The 23078-nt window shown below is 70.7% G+C and carries 19 protein-coding genes and 1 riboswitch; of the genes, 14 read left to right on the top strand and 5 right to left on the bottom strand.

Annotated features, from left to right (window positions below):
• Window positions 1-168 precede the first annotated feature (168 nt).
• From K415_RS0102945 to K415_RS0102930, 4 genes are all read left to right on the top strand, one after another.
• A complete protein-coding gene (locus tag K415_RS0102945; protein ID WP_197024648.1) occupies window positions 169-1464 on the top strand; it encodes an ABC transporter substrate-binding protein in 1296 nt (431 codons plus the stop codon).
• Window positions 1465-1526: 62 nt separating this feature from the next.
• A complete protein-coding gene (locus K415_RS24870) occupies window positions 1527-2291 on the top strand; it encodes an RraA family protein (RefSeq protein ID WP_024285616.1) in 765 nt (254 codons plus the stop codon).
• A gap of 404 nt (window positions 2292-2695) precedes the next feature.
• A complete protein-coding gene (locus K415_RS21345; RefSeq protein ID WP_034660992.1) occupies window positions 2696-2911 on the top strand; it encodes a helix-turn-helix domain-containing protein in 216 nt (71 codons plus the stop codon).
• A 58-nt stretch (window positions 2912-2969) separates the two neighbouring features.
• Entirely contained in the window at window positions 2970-3977 is a 1008-nt protein-coding gene (locus K415_RS0102930; RefSeq protein ID WP_024285614.1) for an IS481 family transposase, read from the top strand.
• Here K415_RS0102930 and K415_RS0102925 read toward each other — a convergent pair.
• Both K415_RS0102925 and K415_RS0102920 read right to left on the bottom strand, forming a co-directional pair.
• Entirely contained in the window at window positions 3974-4945 is a 972-nt protein-coding gene (locus tag K415_RS0102925; protein WP_024285613.1) for an IS481 family transposase, read from the bottom strand. The genes K415_RS0102930 and K415_RS0102925 overlap by 4 nt on opposite strands.
• 105 nt (window positions 4946-5050) lie before the next feature.
• Window positions 5051-6319 (bottom strand): DUF1524 domain-containing protein, encoded by a 1269-nt coding sequence (locus K415_RS0102920; protein WP_231494811.1) that lies wholly within the window; start codon window positions 6317-6319, stop codon window positions 5051-5053.
• A gap of 532 nt (window positions 6320-6851) precedes the next feature.
• Here K415_RS0102920 and K415_RS0102910 point away from each other — a divergent pair.
• The 6 genes from K415_RS0102910 (at window position 6852) to K415_RS0102885 (ending at window position 14805) form a co-directional block, all read left to right on the top strand.
• Window positions 6852-7835 carry a LacI family DNA-binding transcriptional regulator gene (locus K415_RS0102910; RefSeq protein ID WP_231494810.1) on the top strand — a complete coding sequence of 328 codons (984 nt, stop codon included), beginning with the start codon at window positions 6852-6854 and terminating at the stop codon, window positions 7833-7835.
• 271 nt (window positions 7836-8106) lie between these two features.
• On the top strand, window positions 8107-9261 hold the full coding sequence (locus K415_RS0102905) for a substrate-binding domain-containing protein (protein WP_231494809.1): 1155 nt from the start codon (window positions 8107-8109) through the stop codon (window positions 9259-9261).
• A 111-nt stretch (window positions 9262-9372) separates the two neighbouring features.
• Window positions 9373-10878, top strand: a complete 1506-nt coding sequence (locus K415_RS0102900) for a sugar ABC transporter ATP-binding protein (RefSeq protein WP_029663036.1) — start codon at window positions 9373-9375, stop codon at window positions 10876-10878.
• Window positions 10875-11855, top strand: a complete 981-nt coding sequence (locus tag K415_RS0102895) for an ABC transporter permease (RefSeq protein ID WP_024285607.1) — start codon at window positions 10875-10877, stop codon at window positions 11853-11855. The genes K415_RS0102900 and K415_RS0102895 overlap by 4 nt, the downstream gene beginning before the upstream one ends.
• A 27-nt stretch (window positions 11856-11882) precedes the next feature.
• On the top strand, window positions 11883-13985 hold the full coding sequence (locus K415_RS0102890; RefSeq protein WP_024285606.1) for an alpha-amylase family protein: 2103 nt from the start codon (window positions 11883-11885) through the stop codon (window positions 13983-13985).
• 34 nt (window positions 13986-14019) lie between these two features.
• A complete protein-coding gene (locus K415_RS0102885) occupies window positions 14020-14805 on the top strand; it encodes a hypothetical protein (RefSeq protein ID WP_155859335.1) in 786 nt (261 codons plus the stop codon).
• Between the two features lie 112 nt (window positions 14806-14917).
• On the opposite strand, the gene K415_RS0102880 is transcribed toward K415_RS0102885, so the two are convergent.
• From K415_RS0102880 to K415_RS0102870, 3 genes are read right to left on the bottom strand one after another with little or no spacing between them, the layout of a single operon-like run.
• Window positions 14918-17665, bottom strand: a complete 2748-nt coding sequence (locus tag K415_RS0102880; RefSeq protein WP_081784845.1) for an FtsX-like permease family protein — start codon at window positions 17663-17665, stop codon at window positions 14918-14920.
• Complete coding sequence (locus tag K415_RS0102875; protein ID WP_024285603.1) at window positions 17665-18411, bottom strand: ABC transporter ATP-binding protein; 747 nt, start codon at window positions 18409-18411, stop codon at window positions 17665-17667. The genes K415_RS0102880 and K415_RS0102875 overlap by 1 nt, the downstream gene beginning before the upstream one ends.
• Window positions 18408-19043, bottom strand: coding sequence for a PadR family transcriptional regulator (locus K415_RS0102870; protein ID WP_024285602.1), 636 nt, complete (start codon window positions 19041-19043; stop codon window positions 18408-18410). Before K415_RS0102870 ends, K415_RS0102875 begins: the two co-directional genes overlap by 4 nt.
• Window positions 19044-19515: 472 nt before the next feature.
• On the opposite strand from K415_RS0102870, the gene K415_RS0102865 reads away from it, so the two are divergent.
• The 4 genes from K415_RS0102865 to K415_RS0102850 all read left to right on the top strand — a co-directional run bounded on the left by K415_RS0102865 (window position 19516) and on the right by K415_RS0102850 (window position 23005).
• Window positions 19516-20010 carry a MarR family winged helix-turn-helix transcriptional regulator gene (locus K415_RS0102865; protein ID WP_024285601.1) on the top strand — a complete coding sequence of 165 codons (495 nt, stop codon included), beginning with the start codon at window positions 19516-19518 and terminating at the stop codon, window positions 20008-20010.
• The gene (locus K415_RS0102860; RefSeq protein WP_024285600.1) at window positions 20007-20987 is read left to right on the top strand and encodes a hypothetical protein; all 981 of its coding nucleotides are present in this window, start codon (window positions 20007-20009) and stop codon (window positions 20985-20987) included. The genes K415_RS0102865 and K415_RS0102860 overlap by 4 nt, the downstream gene beginning before the upstream one ends.
• A 157-nt stretch (window positions 20988-21144) precedes the next feature.
• On the top strand, window positions 21145-22533 hold the full coding sequence (locus K415_RS0102855; RefSeq protein ID WP_024285599.1) for a glycoside hydrolase family 43 protein: 1389 nt from the start codon (window positions 21145-21147) through the stop codon (window positions 22531-22533).
• 129 nt (window positions 22534-22662) lie between these two features.
• A riboswitch (guanidine-III (ykkC-III) riboswitch) is annotated at window positions 22663-22727 on the top strand.
• Window positions 22728-22738: 11 nt separating this feature from the next.
• Window positions 22739-23005, top strand: coding sequence for a hypothetical protein (locus tag K415_RS0102850; RefSeq protein ID WP_197024646.1), 267 nt, complete (start codon window positions 22739-22741; stop codon window positions 23003-23005).
• Window positions 23006-23078 lie beyond the last annotated feature (73 nt).

Here is a 23078-nt window from a genome sequence, read left to right as displayed (position 1 = left end):
CGCCCAGTATGGCCCACCCCCATTGCAGTCGTCGATTCTCTACTGTAGACATTAGGTCGACGCGAATGCGCAAACCCCTCGCGCCGAGCCCGACGCCCCAACAGAGCTGTTGAAGGGAATGTCACGATGATGTGGAAGCGCAGACTGGCTGCCGCCACCACCGGTGGTGTGACGCTTGTGATTCTGGCCGCCTGCTCGGGCGGTGGTGACGCGACGACCCCCGCAGAGGTGCAGCCGACCACCGAGGCAGAGGTCGGCGGGGCCATCGAGGTCGCGTGGTGGGGCGGTGACGCCCGCAACGCCAAGACGAACTCGGTGATCGACCTCTTCGTCGAGGCGAACGAGGGGGTCACCGTGGGTCGGCAGACCGCCGACTTCGCGAGCTACTTCGACCGCCTCAACGTGCAGAGCTCGAGCGACACGTTGCCCTGCGCGATCCAGCTCCAGAACCGGCAGGTCAACGAGTACGTGGCGAACGACCTGCTGCTCCCCCTCGAACCCCTGGTCGAGGACGGCAGCATCGATGTGTCCAACATCCCGGAGTCGGTTCTCGACGCCGGGCGAGGACCGGACGGCGAGCTGTACTTCCTGCCGTACGGCGTCGCGTACGACTCCGTGGGCGTCAACGTCTCGCTCGTCGAGGGCGCCGGGCTGGAGGTACCCGCCGAGGGCTACACGTGGGAAGAGTTCGTCCCGTTCCTCGAGGAGCTCAGCGCCGGGATCCCGGACACGTCCTTCGCCCTCAACGACTCGGGCGGCGGGCAGAACTTCTTCATCGGCTACACGCTCGCCAAGGGCGACGAGGTCTTCACCGACGACGGCCAGCTGGGCTTCACCGAGGAAGACCTCGTCGAGTACTGGACGATGTGGGAGGACATGCGCACCAACGGCGTGACGATCTCTCCAGAGCGCAAGGCCGAGGAGGCCGCGGGGGTGGACGTCAACTACTTCGCCAACGGCGTCGTCGCCACGGACACGCTCCCTGGCAACGGCCTCGCGACGGCGTCGGACACCCTGATGGCCCAGACCGGCCAGAACGCCACGACGATCGCCTACCCGAGCGGTGACGCCGGCTCTGGCAACGCCCTGTACCCGTCGGGCTTCGCCATCCCTCGCACCTGCAACAACGTGCCGACCGCAGCGGCCTTCGTCGACTTCTTCACCAACGACGTCGACGCCGGCCTCGTGTTCGCCGCCGACAACGGTGCTCCGAGCAACTCCGAGGTCCTGGACGCCGTGCTCGCCGACCCGAACACGACCGAGCTGAAGCGGCGCGAGCTCGAGCTGTACAGCCAGATCGTGGAGGACGGCCCGTCGGCCGTCCAGTTCCCAGCCGGATACCGCGCCGTCTTTGAGCTCGCGTTCCCGCGGTACTACGAGGAGATCGCGTTCGGGAACCTGACGGTCGAGGAGGCCGTGGAGCAGTTCTTCGCCGAGGCGAACACGGCCCTGCTCGGCCCGTGAACGCAGCGGTCGCACGCCGTCCCCAACCGCCCATCCACTCCACGAACAGAGAGCGTCACGCGATGACCATCACTGAATCCACCTCGTTCACCTTCGACAAGGCGGACCCCACCAAGATCGCCAGCCTCTACCAGCACCTGCGCGTGTGTGACGTCGTCGATGCGCTGGACGGGATCGGCTACTTCAACATCGGCCTGATGGACCCCGAGGTGCGCCCTCTATGGTCCGGGATGCACTTCTGGGGCGAGGCCGTGACCATCCGGTGCGTCCCGTCCAACAAGCCGATGTGGAAGCTCGAGACCACGGACGACATCGTCGCCGCCCACCGGATCTGGTTCGACAAGTACCCCGCCGCCGCGCTCCCTAAGGACCTGGAACCGGGTCACGTCATCGTGATGGAGTCCGGCGGCGGGCCGGAGGTGGGCTTCTGGGGCTCGGACAACGCGATGGGAGCGGTCATCGGCGGCGCGGTCGGCATCATCACCGACGGGTACTGCCGCGACACGTCGGAGGTGACGGCCCAGCGCAACCCCGTGGTGGCGCGGCACCGCGGTCGCACGATCATCCCTGGGCGGATCCAGGCCGTGGAGACGCAGGGCACGATCGCCTGCGGCGGCGTGCAGGTGAATCCAGGCGACATCGTCGGGGCTGACGACGACGGCGTCGTCGTGGTGCCGCGCGAGGTCGCCGAGGTGGTCGCCACTCATGCACGCGCCGTCCTGCTGGCCGACATGCGGTCGCGTCGCAGGCACTACGACCGCATCGGCCGGTCGGTCGACTCGACCGTCGACTTCGACGCCGTGGAGGCCTACTACGCGGGTCTGTAGGTTCCCACGCCGGGGTTGCGCCAGAGCGCTTCCACCTCGGTCCGGGCACTGGTGTCATCACCGCGGTCCCGAGTCGGCCCAACCCGGCGCGGCCCGCAACCCAGAGGTCGCAGGTTCAGATCCTGCTCCGTTGGTCATGTAGGTGCAGGTCAGGGGCCCCTCTGCTCAGTAGAGCGGAGGGGCCTCTGCCGTCCATGTACGCAAGATGTACGCATCGGACCTCGGCGGACGTGTGCGGTCCCGGTTGATGCTGGACACCGTGGCCCCGGTTGGTGGCTGACGGTTTCGGGACGCGGCCCCGGTAGGTGGGCGACAGTGGCCCCGGTTCCTGGCTGACAGATCGACCTTCTCGGGTGTCGCCTTCTCCTGACGGGTGTGGACCTGTCGCTGGGAGGAGGCCGGCGATGCTGGTGGAGTTGGGTCTGGTGGAGCAGCGGTATCGGGCCGTGCTCGAGGTGGTCAACGACGGTGCGAGCGTCACGGACGTGGCTCGCCGGTTCGGGGTCGCGCGGCAGACGGTGCACGTGTGGTTGCGGGCGTATGCCGGCGGGGGCCTGGCCGCACTAGTTGTTGTGGCTCATGAGGTTGGTGACACCGGCCGTGGTGTGAGGGAGGGGTAGGCCCGGCGGCAGGATGGAAGTACCACCAACCGTCCTGACCGAGAGAGACCTACCCCTCATGAGCCACGCTAACGCTCCGTTGACCCCTGAAGGCAGGCTGCGCCTGGTGCGCCGCTGCGCCCGCCGTCCGATCGCCCACGTCGCGGCCGAGGCCGGGATCTCGCGGCAGTGCTTGTCGAAGTGGAAGTCCAGGTTCGAGGAGCTGGGTGAGGTCGGGCTGTTGGACCGGGCTTGCGTCCCGCACGCGAGCCCGAGGTCCCTGGACCCGGGACTGGTCGCTGTGATCGAGGGGTGGCGCCGTGATCAGAAGTGGTCGGCGCGGGCGATCCACCTGGAGCTGGCCCGACGCGGCCACCGGGTCTCGGTCGCGACCGTCGGCCGGTGGCTGGTCCGGCTGGGCATCAGCCGGCGCCGCGACATCGACCCCGACGGGTCGACCAACCGGCAGGCGCGCACGATCGTGGCCCGTTACCCCGGCCACATGGTCCACCTGGACGTCAAGAAGGTCGGGCGGATCCCCGACGGCGGCGGCTGGCGCGCCCACGGCCGCGGCTCGGCCGCGGACAAGGCCGCCCAGCGGGCCAAGACCAAAGGCGCCCGCGCCGGCTACGTCTACCTGCACTCGGCCGTCGACGGCTACTCGCGCCTGGCCTACACCGAGCACCTGCCCAACGAGACCGCTGCGACCACGATCGGGTTCTTCTGCCGGGCCCGGGCCTTCTTCGCCGCCCACGGCATCGGTCGGCTGGTCCGGGTGATCACCGACAACGGCCCCAACTACACCGCGAAGGCGTTCCACCGCACCGTGACCGCGCTGGCATCGCGCCACCAACGCATCCGCCCCTACACCCCCCGGCACAACGGCAAGGTGGAGCGCTACAACCGGATCCTGGCCGAGGAGCTCCTCTACGCCCGCATCTGGACCTCAGAAGCCGAGCGAGCCGCCGCCATCACCACCTGGAACGTCCACTACAACTACCATCGGCCCCACACCGCCGTCGGCGACCAGCCCCCGGCCTCACGCCTCCACGCAGGCGTCACCAACGTCATGAGCCAGAACAACTAGTTGTAGTTCCCCGTGAGGTTGTGAACGCGGTCTGAGGGGACGGCGCCGCCGATGCCGGTGTGGGGTCGGTGGTGGTTGTAGTGGTGCAGCCAGGCATCGTAGGTCGCGGCGCGGGCCGCCTCGGAGGTGTAGGTGGCGGCGTAGGCCCACTCGGTGGCCAGGGTGCGGTTGAACCTCTCGACCTTGCCGTTGGTCTGGGGCCGGTAGGGGCGGGTGCGCCGGTGCTTGACACCCTCGCCGAGGGCCGCGGCGAACGCTCGAGACCGGTAGCAGGAGCCGTTGTCGGTCATCACCGCGGTCACCGTGACCCCGATCCCGGCGAAGAACGCGTTGGCCCTGCTCCAGAACCCCGCCGCGGTCTCCTTGCGTTCGTCGGCCAGGATCTCGGAATAGGCCAGACGGGAGTGATCGTCGACGGCGTGGTGCAGAAACGCATAGCCCGGACCGCGGCCGTGGCCCGGGCTGTTCTTCTTGCCGGCCAGGCGGCCCAGCACGCGGTGCCCACCGCCGTCGGGGATCCGGCCGAGCTTCTTGATGTCCACGTGCACCAGATCCCCGGGCGCGCTGGCCTCGTAGCGGACCGCGGCGGCCTTGCGCACCGGGAGCCCGGTGGCCTGGTCCAGGTGGGCCAGCAAGGGCATCTGGTAGCGGGCCAGGACCCTGCCGACCGTCGAGCGCGGGACGTGCAGGTGGTAGGCGATGCGGTGCGGGCCCCACCGGCGGGTGAACCGCAACGCCACGATCCGCCGTTCCGTGCGGCGCGGGCACCGGCTCGGGGACCGGCGCGGCCGGCAGGACCGGTCCGTCAGCGGCTGCCCAGCTCGATACCGCCTGGCCCACTTGCTCGCTGTTGCCGGGGAGCACTGGAACCGTTCGGCGGCGCGGCGCACCGCCCACCCGTCCTCGACGATCACCTTGGCCAGCCGCAACCTGCCGGTCGGGGTCAACGGGGCGTTAGCGTGAGTCACGAGGACCTCCGGGTGTTCGAAGACGGTCTGGTAACCCCTTCGATACCGGAGGTCCTCGCCTCCCCGCTCACGCCACGCTGATCACAACGTCCCGAGGAACTACAGCTAGGTCTCGCAGCCGATGCCGTCGCCATCACGGTCGAGATGGGTGCCATACCCGGGCTGCCCCAGGAGGACTGGCGCCGCACCGGCATCGCGAGCTGCGGTGCAATTCTTGTAGTAGACCGCCGGAGCCGGAGCCGGAGCCGGAGCCGGAGCCGGAGCCGGAGCCGGTGCGGGCTCGGGGGCAGGTGCAGGGGCGGGTTCGGGCGCGGGTGCTGGAGCAGGAGCTGGCTCGGGAGCGGGTGCCGGAGCGGGAGGAACGACCGAACCTGCGGGGAGCGGCTCATTGGGGCAGTTCGACAGCACGCTGACCATCGCAGTGCGCTCGGCTTCGGTAACCCAGAGGCCGTAGGTGTACTTGACTCCGACCTGACGTGCCACGTAGGCGCAGCGGTATGGCTTGTTCGGGGGCAGCCACGTTGCGGTGTCGCCGTCCCCCTTCTGTGTGTTCAGGGGACCATCGACGGCGAGAAGGTTCATCGGGTCGTTCGCGAAACCCGCTCGCTTCGTCTCATCCCACTGCTGGGCGCCCTTCTGCCAGGCGTCGGAGAGCGCGACAACGTGGTCGATCTGCACCGCGTTGCTGGTCTCTGCGCCGCGGACGAAGGCAATGCTGCTGCTGCTGTACGGGTCAGCGAGAAGGCCGGTAAGGACGACGCAGTTGTTGGTGCCTGCTTTGAGAGTCTCCTCGGTCAGGTCGCGGGCGAGGATGTCGTTTCGGGTGTCGCATCCGTTGCGGTTCACGTCGATCCAGCCGCTGCCGAACACGTCGCGGGAGTATCCGGTCTTGGGAGCTCGGCCCTTGACCTCCAACAGCGCGGCAGTCGCAAGTGCTGTCTGGGGGACGGCCGTGGACGCGACTGACTCCACATCGACGTCGGGGGCCAACTCCGGGGCCGGGAGCTCCGCGGCCAACTCCTCCAGCGACATCGCGGTTGCGGTTGGCCTGGGAGTGCTGCTCGGACTGGGAGTCGGAGACGTGCTCGGGGTGGTCGATGCCGACTGCGGCGCGGCGGCAGGTGGGGTGGCGTCGGCGGGCGCGGCGGCAGGGGGGATAGCGTCGGCGGGCGCGGCGACGGCGCCGCCCACCATCATCATGACGAGCCCACCGGCGAGCACTCCACCAGCAATCGGGCGCTTGGTGTTGCCGAGCCATGAGGACCGCCTCAGCAGGGCCCACGCTCCGGTGGACAGCATGTAGATGCCCGCGAAGATCAGAAGGCCACTGAATCCGCTGGTCAGCCCGAGGAGCGAGACCAGAGCCAAGCCCACCAACCCGACCTTCCTGGCCCTCCCCATCGGCTTGTTCGGCGGCCGCGATGCGGAGTTGGCAGGGAGTGAGCTCATGCCCGCCCCATCGACATGGCGGGATGCCCGCATGAGCCGGGCAGTCAGAGATAGCGGGTGAGATGTGCGAGCACTTCCGGCCACGCGGCGAGAGTCACGGGCGCCGAGCTCGTGTCCCGGCCGCTGCCCTGGGTCAAGTCCCCGGACGTGGTGCAGCGAGGCCGATCTTCGGAGGGCGTTCTCCCGGTCGTGGCAGGGCCCCGGGCGCGCTCGAGTATCTCCAGCCCCATCACCAAGACCCGCTTGCGGCGCTGCAGCGCCAACGTTCATCCTCGGGCCGCGCCCGCCCGGTGCAGCGCGGCGTGGGTGCTGCCCGCCGGCGGTGGGCCCTAGCCTGGGGGTGTCACCGCAGGCAATGGGGCGGACGGCTCGACGCTCGCGTGTCGCACGGAAGCCCCGGACATCACGAGACTTGGGAGCCGAGCGAGCCGTGTCGCACGACGTCAGACGCCCCTCCTTGAAGGACGTTGCGCGCGCGGCCGGGGTGTCCTATCAGACGGTCTCCCGGGTCATCAACGACGGTCCGCGCGTCTCCGTCGACACCCGCGACCGGGTGCTGGCTGTGATCGCCGAGCTCGGGTACCGCCGCAACGAGGCCGCTCGGGCCCTGGTGACCAGCCGGTCGCAGGCCATCGGCGTGATAGCCGACGCGTCGCCACGGTTCGGCCCGGTGAGCACGCTCGCGGCCGTGGAGCGCGCAGCCCGTGAGGCCGGCTACACGGCGCTCGTCGCCACGATGAGCAATCCGGCTCCGCACGCCGTGGTCGACGCCTTCAACGGCTTCATCGAGCGCGGAGTCGAGGGGATCGTCGTCATCGCACCGCGAGTGCCGCTGGCCCAGGTCACGCAGCAGGTCTCCGTCTCGGTGCCCGTGGTGATGCTCTCCCCGGGGGAGGCGAGCCACGACGGATTCACGGTCTTCTTCGAGGACCAGGAGCTCGGCGCCCGGCTGGCCACGCGTCACCTCATCGACCTCGGCCACCGCGAGGTCGCCCACCTGGCCGGCAACCAGGAGTGGCTCGACGGCCAGGTGCGGTTGCGGGGCTGGCAGGCCGAGCTCAACGCCGCGAAGATCCCTGCGTTGGCGGTCCGCTATGGCGACTGGTCGGGGGAGAGCGCCTACCGGATCGGCCGCAAGATGGTCGCCGAGGGTCTGCCGACCTCGATCTTCATCGCCTCGGACCTCATGGCCCTGGCCTTCCTGCGCGCCCTGTACGAGCACGGTGTCTCGGTGCCGAAGGACATCTCGGTGGTCGGGTTCGACGACAACGAGTTCGCTCCGCAGATGTTCCCACCGCTGACCACGGTGCGGCAGTCCTTCGCCACGGTCGGCGCCCGGTGCATGGAGATCCTCCTCGGCCTCATCGACGGCCGAGCGGTCGACACCACGCCGGCGATCCCTCAGCTCATCGTGCGTCGGTCCTCCGGCCCCCCGCGCTGACGCCAGGCAGGCACGGACACCGCGGCGTCGGCCGATGACGGCACCCGCGGCGGGCGGACCTCGCCGACCGCTCCTTCGGCAAGCGCGGCCCGGACCGTCGTGACCGAATCGTGATGGGCGAACGTTCGCCCGAGCCTTGACGACGACCAGGGCGAACGTTCACACTATCCACGTCACGCACTCCTCGGGGGCAGTGCGAGGTAGCGGGCGGGGTCGAGACGACTCGTCCGCAGATGCTCCACCACCGCTCACCGATCAAGGGAGATTGCTGATGTTGCGTACCCTGCGCTGGGTCGCCCCCGCCGCCGTTGCCGTGCTCGCCCTGACCGCGTGCTCCTCGGGCACCACCGAGGAGACCACCGAGAACGCCGACATCACGGCCCAGGTCGACGCCGCTCTCGCGGAGCTCGAGGGCCAGGTCCTGGCCAAGGGCCCCCACGGCGAGGAGCCAGAGCCCGCCTCGGTGGCCGACCTCACCGACGCCGAGGTCGCCGAGGTCGACGGCATGGGCGCCACGGCCGCGATCGTGCTGCACTACGGCGGCAACGACTGGGCCAACGCCCAGGTGGCCGGCCTCGAGCAGCGGTTCGCCGAGCTCGGCATCGAGATCGTCGCCATCACCGACGCGAACTTCGACCCCGGCCAGCAGGTCTCCGACATCGAGACCGTCATGGCCAAGGACCCGGACATCATCGTGTCCATCCCGACCGACCCGGTCGCGACCGCCGCCGCCTACCAGCAGGCAGCCGACGCCGGCATCAAGCTCGTCTTCATGGACAACGCTCCAGACGGCCTCGAGGCCGGCACGGACTACGTCTCCGTGGTCTCGGCCGACAACTACGGCAACGGCGTCGTCTCCGCGCACCTCATGGCCCGCTCGCTCGGCGGCGCGGGCAAGATCGCGATCATCTTCCACGAGGCGGACTTCTTCGTCACCGCCCAGCGGTACGAGGGCTTCAAGACGACGATCGAGGAGAACTACCCGGACATCGAGATCGTCGAGGAACGCGGGATCGCCGGGCCGGACTTCGCCGGCGACGCGCAGGAGGTCACCGACGCCCTGCTCACCCAGATCCCCGACCTCGCCGGCATCTGGGCCGTGTGGGACGTCCCGGCGGAGGGCGTCATGGCCGCGGCTCGCTCGGCGAGCCGCACCGACCTGAAGATCGCCACCCAGGACCTCGGCACCAACGTCGCCATCGCCCTGGCCAAGAACGAGATGGTCATCGGTCTCGGCGCGCAGCTGCCGTTCGACCAGGGCGTCACCGAGGCGAACCTCGCCGCCGGCGCGCTCCTCGGCAGGGTCGCCCCACCGTACGTGGCGGTCTCAGCACTGCCCGTCACGCACGAGAACGTCCTCGAGGCCTGGACCACCGTCTTCCACGTCGACCCGCCGGCCGACCTGGCGGACTCGTACGTCGACTAGCAGCAACGAGCACCAGCACCGACCGGCGACGTCGTCCGGACCGGGGGTCGCCCCGCAGTGCCCCGGTCCGCACCACTGCCACCACCCCATCGGCTCACCCAGGAGGTGACCATGCCTTCCCCTGCCCAGCCCGCGGTGCGCATGGACTCGATCAGCAAGGCCTTCGACGGCGTCACCGTCCTGCGAGACGTGAGCTTCGAGGTCGAGGCGGGAGAGGTCCACGCCCTCGCCGGCGGCAACGGCGCGGGCAAGTCGACGCTCATGAAGATCCTCCAGGGGGTCTACGAGCGCGACGCCGGGACGGTCGAGGTGTTCGGCGCCCCGTTGCAGGCCACCTCGATCCACGCGGCCAAGGCAGCCGGCATCGGCATGGTGTTCCAGGAGTTCTCACTCATCCCCACCCTCACCGTTGCTCAGAACATCTTCCTGGACAGCGAGCCGACCCGCGCCGGCCTCATCGACGACGCCCAGATGCGCGAGCGGGCCGCCGCCCTGCTGCAGCGCATCGAGGTGGAGATCGACCCAGGCGCCGAGGTCGACACCCTGCCGACGGCGCAGTGGCAGCTGACCGAGATCGCCAAGGCCCTGAGCCAGGAGGCCCGGGTACTCATCATGGATGAGCCCACCGCCTCGCTCGCCAAGCACGAGGTCGACGCACTGTTCGCCCTCATCGGCCGGCTCAAGGCCCAGGGCATCTCGATCATCTACATCTCGCACCGGATGGACGAGATCTACCGGATCGCCGACCGCATCACCATCCTGCGCAACGGGGCGCACCTGATCACCGCGCGGCTGGACGAGATCACCCCCCAGCAGATCGTCGCAGGCATCGCCGGTCGCGAGCTCGCCGGGCAGGCCGAGCGGTCCCACCGCTCCACCGCCGACCTGCCGGTGATCCTCGACGTGCAGGACCTTCACGCCGACGGCGTCAGGGGGGCGACCTTCCAGGTCCGCGCCGGCGAGGTGGTCGGCATCGCCGGGCTCATGGGCGCCGGGCGCACCGAGCTCGCCTGCGCGCTGTTCGGCGTCAACCCCATCACCTCGGGACAGGTCCGCAAGGACGGCGCCCTGATCCAGCTCGGCTCGCCCGCCGCGGCGATCGAGGCCGGTATCGCGCTCATCCCCGAGGACCGGCGCCTGCAGGGCCTGGTCCTGGACCACTCGGTGCGCGAGAACCTCACGCTCCCGCTGCTCGCCACGTTGCGTCGCTGGGGTCTGGTCGCCACCGACAAGGTCCGGGACCTGTCGGACTCGCTCATCGAGCGGTTCGGGATCGTGGTCGCCCGCCCGGACGCCCCTGCCCGACTGCTGTCCGGCGGCAACCAGCAGAAGATCGTCATCGCCAAGTGGCTGGGCACCGATCCCGACGTCCTGGTGATGGACGAGCCCACGTCCGGCGTCGACGTCGGCACCAAGTCAGAGATCGTCCGCATCGTGCGCGAGCTCGCCCAGACCGGAAAGGGGATCATCGTGATCTCGTCGGAGTACCCCGAGCTGATCGCCATGTGCGATCGGTTCCTCATCATGCGCGGCGGCGTCGTCGTCGACAGTCTCGACGCAGACCAGGTCGGCTCCGAGGTCGACCTCGAGCTCGCGGTGCAGGGGCTGGCGGCATGAGCACGACGACGAGCGCACCGGCCGCCACCCGTGGCGGCGCCCTGCGGCGGCTGACCGCCAGGATCGACTGGCGGCGCGACATCATCTACGTCGGCTTCGTCGTGGTGTTCCTGGTCTTCGCCGTCCTGCTCGGCGACCAGGGCTTCCTCAGCACCACGAACCTGCTGAACATCCTTCGCCAGACGGCGATCGTCACGATCATCGCGGTCGGCATGACCTTCGTCATCGCCAACGCCGAGATCGACCTGTCCGTCGGCTCGATCGCCGGCCTGGCCTCGATCGCCACGGCGATGGCGATCTCCCGGTTCGGCCTGGTCCCCGGAATCCTCGCCGGGCTCGCCGTCGGTGCCATCGTCGGGGCGATCAACGGCTCGCTCGTGGCCTTCGTGCGGATCCCGTCGTTCCTGGTCACCCTGGCCATGCTCGGCATCGCCGCCGGCATCGCCCAGTGGGTCACTGCCTCGGCCCCCCAGCCGATCCTCGACGACCTCTACAACACCGTCTTCGGCTCGGGGAACATCGGGTTCCTGCCTGGGCTGGTGATCTGGAGCACGCTCGTCGTCGGCATCGGCGCCGTTGTGCTCAAGAAGGCGCGGTTCGGCCGCCAGGTCCTGGCCACCGGAGCCAACCGGACCGCGGCGGAGTACTCCGGCATCAACACGGCCTCGATCAAGTTCCGGGTCATGATGATCTCCGCGATGGCCTCCGCGCTGGCCGGGATGCTCTACGCGGGACGACTCCAGTCGGGCCGCTTCCAGTGGGGCGCCGGGGACGAGATGAGCGCCATCGCGGCGGTCATCCTCGGCGGCACCGCCCTGTCGGGCGGGCGCGGCTCCGTGATCGGCACCCTCTTCGGTGCCCTGCTCATGGGCCTCATCAACAACGGCCTCATCCTCGCGGGCCTCGACTCGAGCCAGCAGCAGGTCGTCAGGGGCGTGATCATCGTCCTCGCGGTGGCCCTCGCCCGGAAGAAGTAGCACCCACCCATAAGGAAAGGAGCAGTCGTGCCTCAGAACTCCGGCACCCACCGCCCCATCGCAGTACAGGACAGCGCCCTGACCCTTCACGGAGAACCCACCGCGATGTACGGCGGCGCCGTGCACTACTGGCGGCTGGAGCGCGACCGCTGGGCACCGATCCTCGACTCGGTCCGCGCCATGGGCTTCACCATGATCTCGATCTACATCCCGTGGGAGGTCCACGAGATCTCCAAGGGCCGGTTCGACTTCGGTGAGATCAACCCCTCCAACGACATCGACGCCTTCCTCACGCTGTGCGAGGAGAAGGGGTTCTCGATCGTCGTGCGGCCCGGCCCGCAGATCAACTCCGAGCTCACGTGGTTCGGCTACCCCAAGCGGATCCTGGCCAACGAGCGGCTGCACGCCCGCAGCGCCCAGGGCTCCAAGGTCATCCTCACGCAGGTGCCCAAGCCGATTCCCGCGCTCAACTACGCCAGCGAGGAGTTCCTCGACGAGACCGCGCTGTGGTTCGATGCGATCTGCGCCATCCTCGCCAAGCACGCGTACCCGCACGGCGGCATCGTCGCCGCGCAGGTGGACAACGAGATGGCGTACTTCTTCAACGTCAACGCCTACGCCGCGGACTACTCCGACGAGTCGATCGCCGGCTACCGCGAGTTCCTCGCCACCAAGCACGGCGGACTGGCGGGGATCAACGCGGCCTACGGCACCGAGCACGCCGACCTCGCGTCGGTCGAGCCTCCGCGGCGGTTCGAGGGCACGACGTACACGCAGATCCCCTGGTACGCCGACTGGTCGGAGTACCGCGAGCGCTACCTCATCACCGCGATGGACCGCCTCGCCGGGATGATGCGCGAGCGTGGGCTCGGCGGGATCGCCCTGTTCCACAACTACCCGCACCCCCTGGGCCCGGGTGGCGCCGCCTCAGGCTTCACCACGCCGTTCAACCTCATGGAGCTCGAGGACAAGCTCGACTTCGTCGGCTTCGACATCTACGCCCGCAAGGAGCTCTACGCGCACGTCAAGACGGTCGTGTCCTACGTCGTGGGCACCAGCCGCTACCCGTACATCCCGGAGTTCATCGCCGGCGTGTGGCCCTGGTACCTCAACCCGGGCGACCTGTCCGACGAGGAGTTCGTCACCAAGGCCGCGCTCATGCACGGGATCAGGGGCTTCAGCCGGTACATGCTCGTCGAGCGCGATCGCTGGCTGGACTCGCCGATCCGACGCGACGGCCGGGAGCGCGCCGACAAGGTCGGCGTCTTCGGCAAGGTCAACACCCTGCTCGACGAGGCCGAGTACCTGCGGTTCGGTCGGGAGGCCGAGGTGCTCCTGCTCGCCAACAGGGAGTACGACCGGCTCGAGGCCACCTCGGTGCTGATCTCCTTCCCCGGGGACTTCCTCGAGACTCCGTCCGGCTTCTCCGAGTACGCCGGCGCCCTGACCATCAGCGAGGACGCGCTGGGCTTCGACCAGCCCGTCCAGCTGCTCAAGGGCACCTGGTTCGGTGCCTTCTCGGCCGCCCTGGCCGGGTCCGGGTACGGCTCAGTACTCTCCGACACCGCGCTGCGGCCCGAGCGCTGGGCCGGCCGCAAGGTCGTGGTCGTCTCGACGCTCGACTACCTCGATGCGGGTCTGCAGGCCTCGCTGGTGGCCTTCGCCGAGGCCGGCGGGACCGTGGTCATGGGTCCCAAGGCGCCGACGCTGGACAGCGTCATGCGACCGTGCACCGTCCTGGCCGACGCCCTCGCCGGCGCAACCGTGTCCGCGCAGGGTGCGCGGGTCGCTGCGGTCGGATCGGGCCGGCTCGTGCTGGTCTCCGAGCTCGCGCAGGTGGCAGCCGTCCTGGCCGAGGTCGGCGAGGCTGCTGGGCTGACCAGGGTGACGGTCAACGACCCGGGCCTGGACGTCACCGTTCACGGCGCAGGGGACGACCCCACCGCGAAGCTCGTCTTCGTCGCGAACCCGACGGCGGTGCCGATTGCCGCCGTCGTCGAGGTCGGTGGCCGCCTCGGTGCAGTGCGCGAGCTCTGGGACGGCCGGGACGTCACGACGGATGGCACCGCCATCGCCGAGACGCTCGCGCCGTACTCCATCCACATCTACCGGTGCACCGTCACCGCCTGAGAGGGGAAACCTCATGCTGCACAAGGACGTCTTGATGGCGGACATCGATGTCGACCAGTGGCGCAACGCGCAGGCCCTCCTGCTGCGCTCGGCCAAGGGAGCGCGCCGCCTCGTGGTCATCCACGAGGCCGGTCGGGTCCTGAAGTTCCGGCACACCCACGGCCAGGAGGTCACGGGTCGGGTGGACACGGTCACGGACCCGCACGGGCTGGCCCGCGAGCTGTTCGACGCGAACGACGGCGTCGTCGACTTCGTCGTGATCATGGAGCGGCGGGCGGTGGACGCGTACTTCGCCCAGGTCCAGGACGCGTGGGACATCGACGCCGACCTGGATGTGTTCGTCCAGGGCACGTACGCGGCGCTCGACGCCTACTCGGACGGGATCGTCACGTACCCCGGCACCGCCCGGGACACACTCGGCCTGCAGTGGCGGATCGGCGCGTCGCTCGAGGATGTGAACGCTGCGGCTCGGGCGTTCGTCGCCCCGGGCACCACGGCGATCCTCGGGGTCCACGACGGCACGTCGCTCTGGACGTCGCTGGTCCTGGACCTCGACGAGGAGTGGAAGGTCACGTCGATCACCACGGCCGATCCGTCACTCGTCGACATCCACGGCAGCAGGCCGGAGGTCACCGACCGCCTGGTGGCGTGGGTCGAGGGCACTGGGAAGCACGTCTCCCTCGCCGTCGTGGCGGACAGGGCGGCAGCGGACGAGCTCCTCGCCGCACGTGGTCCCGCCAAGGCCGCTGCGTTCCGGAGCCTGCTCACGCAGGGTCAGCTCTCGGTCGGCCGTGCCCCCGAAGCACTACGGGTCGACTGAGGTCCTTGTGGAGGCCCCGTCCACGGGGCTGCCCGCCGGGACAGGGGCCGGGACCACACTGCGGTCCCGGTCCCGCCTCGTCCCGGGGTACGCCGCGGGTGCATCGTCCGAGTCAGTCCGCTCGCCGCCGGACCATGATGACCCGTGATCGGGTGACGGCCATGACGACGGTCGCCCCGATGGTCGGCAGGCCGATGGCAATCGCCGTCAGCACTGCCCAGGGGATCTGGACGGTCCATGCCGGGTCGAGGTCGGGCCATGCTCCGCGCCTGCCGAGGGTCAGTGCCGCGCCGAGGATGACGCCGATGACGAGCCCGAGGGCGGTGCCCACCCCGGTGAGCACGGCGGCGTGGGCGCCTGCGAGCCGTCGACGCCAGGCGGGTTCGGCGCCGACGGCGGCGAGGGTGGCCAGGTCGGGCTGCTGGTCGGCGGCGGCGAGGCCGACGGCGATCCAGGTCGCGGCCAGGGCTAGGGCGAGGGCGATCGCCACGCCGGCGACGGTCATCTGGTGCGGTGCCGGCATGGTTGGGACGGCGGAGTCGATCGTGAACGGGGCCGCGCCCGCCACCCGTGCAACGGCGGTCCTGGCGGCGGCGAGCTCGGTCTCGGTCACCGCGCCCGCGGGCGCCGCGAGTGCCCCCACCTGCAGGTTGGTGATGCCAGCGGCTTCGAGCCCGGGCAGGGCAGCTGTGGGGATGACCGGGCCCTGCTGGGTGAACGAGGCGCGAAGGACGTGCCCGGGCACGGCGAGCTCCGCCACGTCCGTGCCGTCGACGTTCACGGTCAGGTGCACCGTCCCGTCCGGCCAGAGGGCGCTGGAGTCGTAGACGAGAGCTGCGCCGTCGGCGAGTGCGTCAGCTGCGGCGGCGCTGCCAGGCAGCCCTGTCGTGCGGACCATGGTCCCGTCGTCCACGACGACGTCGAGTCCGCCGTAGGTCAGTCCCTTCGTCCAGCTCGTACCCGTCGTCGCGCAGCGGGCGTCGCGGGAACCGTCGGCACGCTCTTGGGGCGTCAGGGCCCGTTCGATCGCCCAGAGCGGGCACTGGTTGTCGGTCGGGGTCGCGGTGCGCACGGCGATCATCGCGTTCGGTGCGCCGTCGACGGTCAGGATCTGGATCGGGGCGAGGTCGCCCAGAGGCGCGGCGTCGGCGGCTGCCGCGAGGGCTCGCGCGGGGACGTGGATGCGGTCGTCGCCGGTGAGCCAGGTCCGGTCGAGGACGATTCGGAGGACGCCCTGTGTGGCGGTGGGCACGTACGTGTTGCGGGTGTGCGCGAGGTCGCCGGCCAGCAGCGTCGCCCCGGTGACGCCACCTGCGACAGCGGCGATCACCGCGGCCAGCGCGGGACCGGTGCGGGAGCGGTGACGGAGCGCGTCGCGCAGTGCGTACCGACCGGCGAGCGGGAGCCGGACGTGCACCCTGGCGGCCAGGGCGAGCAGTCCGGGCGCGGACGCGACGGTCCCGAGCAGGACGCCCACCACGCCAGCGAGGGTCACCGTGGGTAGGGAGCGCACGGCTCCCACGAGAACCGCGATGGTGCCGAGCAGTCCTACCAGAAGCCCGGCCCGGGTCGAGCGGTGCCCGTGTGCTGTGGCACGGGAGTGCCCGTTCAAGACCGCGAGCACGTCGAGCCTTCCCGCCGCCCGGGCGGGAAGTGCCGCGGCCGCCAGGCTGACCAGCAGCCCGATCAGGACGACCCCGGCCAGTTGCGCCCACGGCACCACGAGGTTGACGAGCTCGCCCATTGCCTTGATCAGGACCGCGCCGAGGACGGTACCGGCCGCGGCCCCGACCAGCGATGCACCCAGGCCGATGACCAGTGCGCCGCCGAGCACCGTTCGGCGCAGCTGAGCGCGGTCCGCGCCGACAGCGGCCTGAAGTGCGAGCGCGCGACGAGAGCGCTGGGCCCCGACGGCGAACGCGGGCCCGACCAGCAGGACCATCTCGGTCAGCCCGACCCCGATCAGCCCGGCGTAGACGGTCAGCGACGACACAGCTGGGGTGTCGGCGGCCGACCAGCCGTCCTGGTAGTAGGGCATCGCGCTGCGCGGTGGCGGATCGGCGAGGACGGCGCGGCTGGCCGCGACGAACCCGAGCTCGTTCAGGTCGAGCACCTGCTCCCACGTCACGGGCACGGGACCGCCCACGAACCACTCGAGCCTGGCATCGGCCGGCGAGGGCGTCGCCACTGCGGCCAGGGCCGGCGCGGTGCCCGGCAGGCCGACGACCGCTGCGACCTGCGCGTGCTTCGACAGCTCCCCGACGACGAGGGTCGAGGCGGGTGCGCCGTTCGAGACCGTGATGGTCACGGTGTCGCCGATCGAGGCGTTCAGGCCTTGCAGCACCCACGGCATTGCCACCACCTCGCCCGGCGCGCTCGGGAGGCGCCCGGCCGTGAGTGGCAGCACGGGTCTGGTCAGCTCGTCCAGGGTGAGCTCGCCGTAGTCGAGCTCGAGTCCCTGGCCGGCCCCGACAGCGCGAGCGCCGGCGGTGACGAGCTCGCGCAGCGTCGCCTCCGGCCCGAGCACCCCGCGCACGTCCTGCTCGAGCCCCGCGGGGCTCTCGTTGGTGACGGTGGTCTCGTCGTACATGCAGCTGCCACCGGTCCCGCCGCGCAGGTCCTGGGCGACGGCGACCGGGCACTCGTGGCGGACCCGCGCCTCAGCGGCCGTGCCCAGCATCAGCCGGGAGAACGTCGCGTCGGTCGCGACAGACGAGGCCAGCGCGACCAACCACGTCGAGCCGGCCAGGACAGGCAGGGCGACCAGCAGTGCCACGAGCGCCGTGCGGGGCCTGGCCCGCCGCGCCTCACGCCGTGCGATCCGGGCGGCCACCCGCCATCGAGCCCACCAACCGCTCATCAGTGCTCGCCTGCGGCGTGCCCGGCCAGGAGCGACTCGGGTCCGGCGGGGGTGCCGGTGGTGTCCACCACGATGCCGTCGCGCAGGAAGATCGTGCGATCGGCCCAGGCCGCGAACCGCGCCTCATGGGTGACCAGCAGCCCGGCGGCGCCGGCGTCGACCCTGGCCCGGAGCAGGCGCATGACGTCCTCACCGGTGACCGAGTCGAGGGCGCCGGTCGGCTCGTCGGCCAGCACCAGACGCCGGGGCCCGACCAGGGCGCGGGCGATCGCCACCCGCTGCTGCTGGCCACCGGACATCTCGTCGGGGAACCTGTCCGCGAGCTCGGTGATGCCCAGGTCGTCCATCGCGACCAGTGCCTCGCGTCGGGCTGCGCGGGTGGCCACGCCATCCAGCTCGCGGGGGAGGGCGACGTTCTCCGCGGCTGTGAGTGCGGGGATCAGGTTGAAGTCCTGGAACACGTATCCGACGCTGCGCCGGCGCAGCCGTGCGCGGCCGCGCATGTCGAGTGCCGAGATCTCCGTGCCGGCCAGCGTGACCGTGCCATCGCTCGGGGTGTCCAGCCCACCTGCCAGGTTGAGCAGGGTCGACTTGCCCGAACCGGACGGGCCCATCACCGCGACGAGCTCGCCCAGGCGCACGTCCAGGTCCACCCCGCGCAGGGCGTTGACCGCTGTGGCGCCGTGACCGTGGACCCGGTGCACCCCGCGCAGGGACAGCAGTACCGGGCCGAGGGCCGGGGTCATCGGCGTGCTCCGCGGGTGGCGTCGGCCCCCTGCGCCGACGCCACACCGCCAGGCTGCGCGGCGTTCTCGGCCGCCGGCGCCGGATCAACGGCGGCTGGACGAACGGCAGCCCTGGCGACCCGCGCCTCGACGTGGTCCAACCACCGGACCTCGGCCTCAGCCGCGAACACGAGGTGGTCCAGCACCAGCGACCAGGCCAGGTCCGCCTCGGGCTCGCCGTCGGGTCGGCCGGTCGCCTTGAGCCGGGTGTAGTCGTGCAGGGCGCGCATCGTCTCGGTGCGCTGGGCCTGCACCACCGCCCGCACATCTACCCCCCGCGCGGTCACCGCGAGGGCCAGCTTGATCGCCAGCTCCTCCCTCGCGGGCGCGCCACGCTCCACCGGCCGCGACCACCAGGCGGCGGCCTCCGCGGCGCCGGCCTCGGTCAGCCGGAACCGCTCCAGCTCTCGCTCGCCCGGGTGGGGGACCGGCTCGACCAGCCCATCGCGGATCAGACGCTGGACCGTCGTGTAGACCTGCCCGATGTTGACCGGCCACGTGCCGCCGGTGCGCCGCTCGAACTCGGTCTTCAGCTGGTAGCCGTGCATCGGCCGCTCGGCCAACAGCGCCACGATCCCCTGACGAACAGACACGGTGCCCCCTGCGCATACTCGGTATGTAGGCAGCAAACCATACTCGGTAAGTAGCGCAGGTCAAGGACGGTGAGCACGGTGGAGCGTCCACCGGATCGCTCCCCGTCGCCGGCAGGGACGGAGCTGGGGCTGCCGTTGACGATGACGCTGACGCGTCGCCAGGGCTGCTGTGCTTCGGAGGAAGGTGAGCTCCTGGCTCATCCAGTCGTGCCAGAAGGCTGTGGCCTTCCGGGCGGCCCCGTTGACACCGAGAGCGATGTCGCGGGCGGTGCCGCGGTCGCCGCCGGCGGCGGCTTGGTCTCCGATCATCCCGCCGCGGTGCTACGCCGGGAAGGCCCAGGACGTCGCCACCCGCACCGCCTGGCGTGGCCCCGGCACTCCCGGTCGGTCCCGATGTCGCCCCACGTGGTCGAGGACAGAGCTCGGCCCGCGGGTCCCGGGTGGGCATAAACTTCACTGCTAAAGTATCGCCGTGACCACGGCGGACCCAGGCGTTCGGCCCCTCAGCCCCGAGGAGCAGGACTTCCTGCGTGCGCTGGCGCGCACCGTGGTGTTCGTCCCGAGGGCCTTCGAGGCCGACCTGGGTCGGGCGCACGGTCTGTCGATCAGCGAGTTCTTCGCCCTGATGCACCTGTCCGAGACCCCGCAAGGGCGGCTGCGGATGGGCGACCTGGCGGCGGCGACGGCGCTGACCCTGGGTGCGGTGACCAGGGTCGTCAAGCTGCTGGAGGGCAAGGGTCTGGTGGAGCGCAGACCGAGTGCCTCCGACGGTCGCGTCCACGAGGCGGTCATCACCGAGGCCGGGCACGAACGTCTCGCCCAGGCTCATCCGGCGCACGTGGCGGGTGTCCGGCGTCGCATCTTGGACAAGCTCGACGGCCTCGACCTGCGGACGTGCACCACGGCGCTGTCGCGCATCAGCCAGGACGACTCGACCCCGAGACCCCAAGGAGAGAGCCAGCCGTGAACGTCGCCCATGCGGGGGTCAGCGAGTTCGACCGCTTCGGACCCTGGATCGACGAGGTCCACGTCCCCGAGGACGTGCCCCGGCTGTTTCGCGCCTACCCGATCGACCTCGGCGCGGCGCGTGTGGTGCTCAAGGTGCCGCGCAACATCGCGCGCAGGGACGCGACGGCGGACATGGACCTGTACGACCATCTCCTGGTCCTGGAACAGGACCAGCTGACCGTGCTCAGCCGACACGCGGTGACGGCCACGCGAGGCGTGAGGTCAGCCGACGGCCCCGGCTATGACGTCCTGACCGTCCCACTGGTCGACGTGGTCGCGATCCACGACGTGGTCAACCTCCTGGACGGTCGGCTGACCGTCGCGACGTCCGCGGGTGCGTCGGTCACCGTGCGCTACAACGGCGCGGCACGAGCCAAGGTCAACAGGTTGGTCGACGAGCTCCGGGCGGGCGCCGGCGCGAGACCGTCGAGCCCCGTCAGCTCGGCGCTCCTGGCTGCGGCCCGGCCCCCCGCGGACGTCACGGCGTCGCCGGACGCCGGGCCCGCCGACAAGCTCCTGGTCAGCGACTTCCTCGAGGTCCGCCGCGGCAACCCCGACCTGATCGCCTGGGCGTGTCACGGACGGAGGCCCCTGGCCCCGAGCGGAGAAGGCCTTCAGGGTTCCGTTCGACGCGCGCTGCACGCACTGTCGCCGATGACCCTGCACGGTGCCGTCGTCTCGGCGGACGCGGTCGCGTTGGAGGTCTTCGGTCGGCACGCATGGCTGGTGCGAGGCAGTGTGCCGGTGAACTCGTCGTCGCGCCTGGTGATCCCGCTCGGCGCCCCCGATCGCCTGGACGTCGTGCCCAACCCGGTCTACCCAGGCGCCACCATGGTCACGATCCGAGCCGGCGCGTGGGCCACCGAGCTCGCCGTGCCGAACGACTCGGTGGCCCAGCTGCTGCTGAGCGCCGCTGCGGAGATCTGTCGGACGTGACCCCCGGTCGGTGCGGAGGGGTGTTGCCCATGCTGCGCCTGCCGCCGCGGCGCTGCACGCCGAGCAGGGGGCGGAAGCCCAGCAGGGGTTGACCCATCCGGGTGAAGCGGGGACGATGGCTCTGCGGGATCTACAACGATGTAGATGAGGGGGAAGCATGCGCAACAGTTCACGTCTGCGGTCGACGGCGGTGGCTGCGGCCGTCGCGGTGACCGTCACGTTCGGCAGTGCGGCGAGCGCCGGCCCGGGCATCGACGCCGGGCGCAACAACGGTCAGGGCGACGACCCGTACGGCGGCAAGAGCGTCGTCGGCGAGACCTCACCCATCCACGACCCGGCCCTCGTGGTCGAGGGCGACACCTGGCACGTCTTCTCCACCGGCCTGGTCAACCGGGAGAACGGCGGGACGATCCAGCACTGGCGGTCGACCGACGACGGCACCACCTGGGAGTACGTGGGCACGATCTGGGACCAGATCCCCGCGTGGATCGACGAGCGCCTGACCGGCGTCGACAACCTGTGGGCCCCGGAGGTCTACGAGCACGACGGCACCTACTACCTGTACTACTCGGCGTCCGTCTTCGGGCAGAACACCTCGATCACGGCCCTCGCGACCTCGCCGACCCTCGACCCGGAGGACCCGGACTACGCCTGGACCGACCAGGGCGAGGTCGTCTCGTCCCCGGTCGAGGGCCTGCCCGACGGCAAGACGTTCAACGCGATCGACGCCGGGATCGTCGAGGACCGCGACGGCACGCCGTACATGGCGATCGGCTCGTACTGGTACGGCATCTGGCTCGTCGAGCTCGAGTGGCCCAGCGGCAAGCCGGTGGCGAACTGGCGCGACACCGCGGTGAACATCGCCGACCGCTTCATCCCAGGCAACCCCATCGAGGCCCCGTACGTCGAGGAGCACGACGGCTGGTACTACCTGTTCGTCTCGTTCGACCGGTGCTGCGCCGGCGCGGACTCGACCTACAAGGTCGCCGTCGGGCGGTCCCGGGATGTCACCGGACCGTACCTGGATCAGGAGGGCCGCGACCTGTTCGGCGGGGGCGGCACGGTCATCCTCGCCGAGCACGGCGCGATCGTCGGCCCGGGCGGCCAGTCCGTCGACGACGGCTGGCTCGCGTTCCACTACTACGACGCCGCCAACGAGGAGATCCCGTACTTCCCGACGCTCGGCCTGCAGAAGCTCCGCTGGGTCGACGGCTGGCCCGTGGTCGACCAGACCGTGGCGCTGCCCGAGGTCACCCTGCAGCCACACGACACCCGGGCCTCCGAGCACGGCGTCGTACGTCTCACCGCCGCGGCGTCGGGCACGCCGACCCCGGTGGCCGTCTGGCAGCGGTCCGACGACGGCGGCCGGACCTGGGTGGACCACGCCACCGACGTGCTCGACCGTCGGGGTCGCACGACGGTGACGCTGCGCGTCGACGAAGGCCTCGACGGCAGCCAGTGGCGCGCCGTCTTCCACAACCCGCACGGGACGGCGTCAACCGATCCCGCCACCGTCACCGTGCGAGGTCACCGGTCCGGCCGGTGACCGCCCGGACGGCACCCTGACCTCCTCACCGGGGCGCCGTCCGCCGGCGGAGGGGCTCATGGCGCCCTGACCGTCCGGACGGGCGTCCCGGTGGGCGCGGCGAGCCACGCACTCGTGCGAAACTGCCGGTGTCTGGCGTAGCGGCGTCGACCCGGACGAGGCGCGTCGTACCCGGCCGGCGAAGACGATGCGAAGGAGCGTCGTCGTGCACCCTGCTTTCCAGCTCGCCGGGTCCCTGCTCATCCTCGTGCCGTTCGTCCTCGCTCAGCTCAACCGGCTGACCACCGACGCGACGGCGTACCTGCTGCTGAACCTGGTCGGGTCCTCGATGCTCGCGGTCGATGCCGCGATCGGCAGGCAGTGGGGCTTCCTCCTGCTGGAGGGTGTGTGGGCGATCGTCTCGGCCGCCGCCCTGGTGAAGCTGCTGACCGCTCGGGCCGCCCGACCTGACAGGCCCCCGGCCGAGGTGTGAGCGCCCCAGGTTGCGGCCCGGCCGACCGCGGCCTCCCACCGGACGTACCTGCTCGGCCGTCTCCGCCGGGTCG

It is taken from the genome of Cellulomonas sp. KRMCY2 (genome assembly GCF_000526515.1).
Taxonomy (GTDB): domain Bacteria; phylum Actinomycetota; class Actinomycetes; order Actinomycetales; family Cellulomonadaceae; genus Actinotalea.
Note: the sequence above shows the minus strand (reverse complement) of the source record. Positions and strands in the feature narration are given on the sequence as shown.

What these genes read in the sequence shown, in the direction of transcription:
- K415_RS24870 (WP_024285616.1), top strand. Translation starts at nt 1,527, where the DNA reads ATGACCATCACTGAATCCACCTCGTTCACCTTCGACAAGGCGGACCCC.
- K415_RS21345 (WP_034660992.1), top strand. Translation starts at nt 2,696, where the DNA reads ATGCTGGTGGAGTTGGGTCTGGTGGAGCAGCGGTATCGGGCCGTGCTC.
- K415_RS0102930 (WP_024285614.1), top strand. Translation starts at nt 2,970, where the DNA reads ATGAGCCACGCTAACGCTCCGTTGACCCCTGAAGGCAGGCTGCGCCTG.
- K415_RS0102905 (WP_231494809.1), top strand. Translation starts at nt 8,107, where the DNA reads ATGTTGCGTACCCTGCGCTGGGTCGCCCCCGCCGCCGTTGCCGTGCTC.
- K415_RS0102900 (WP_029663036.1), top strand. Translation starts at nt 9,373, where the DNA reads ATGCCTTCCCCTGCCCAGCCCGCGGTGCGCATGGACTCGATCAGCAAG.
- K415_RS0102895 (WP_024285607.1), top strand. Translation starts at nt 10,875, where the DNA reads ATGAGCACGACGACGAGCGCACCGGCCGCCACCCGTGGCGGCGCCCTG.
- K415_RS0102885 (WP_155859335.1), top strand. Translation starts at nt 14,020, where the DNA reads ATGGCGGACATCGATGTCGACCAGTGGCGCAACGCGCAGGCCCTCCTG.
- K415_RS0102880 (WP_081784845.1), bottom strand. Translation starts at nt 17,665, where the DNA reads ATGAGCGGTTGGTGGGCTCGATGGCGGGTGGCCGCCCGGATCGCACGG.
- K415_RS0102875 (WP_024285603.1), bottom strand. Translation starts at nt 18,411, where the DNA reads ATGACCCCGGCCCTCGGCCCGGTACTGCTGTCCCTGCGCGGGGTGCAC.
- K415_RS0102855 (WP_024285599.1), top strand. Translation starts at nt 21,145, where the DNA reads ATGCGCAACAGTTCACGTCTGCGGTCGACGGCGGTGGCTGCGGCCGTC.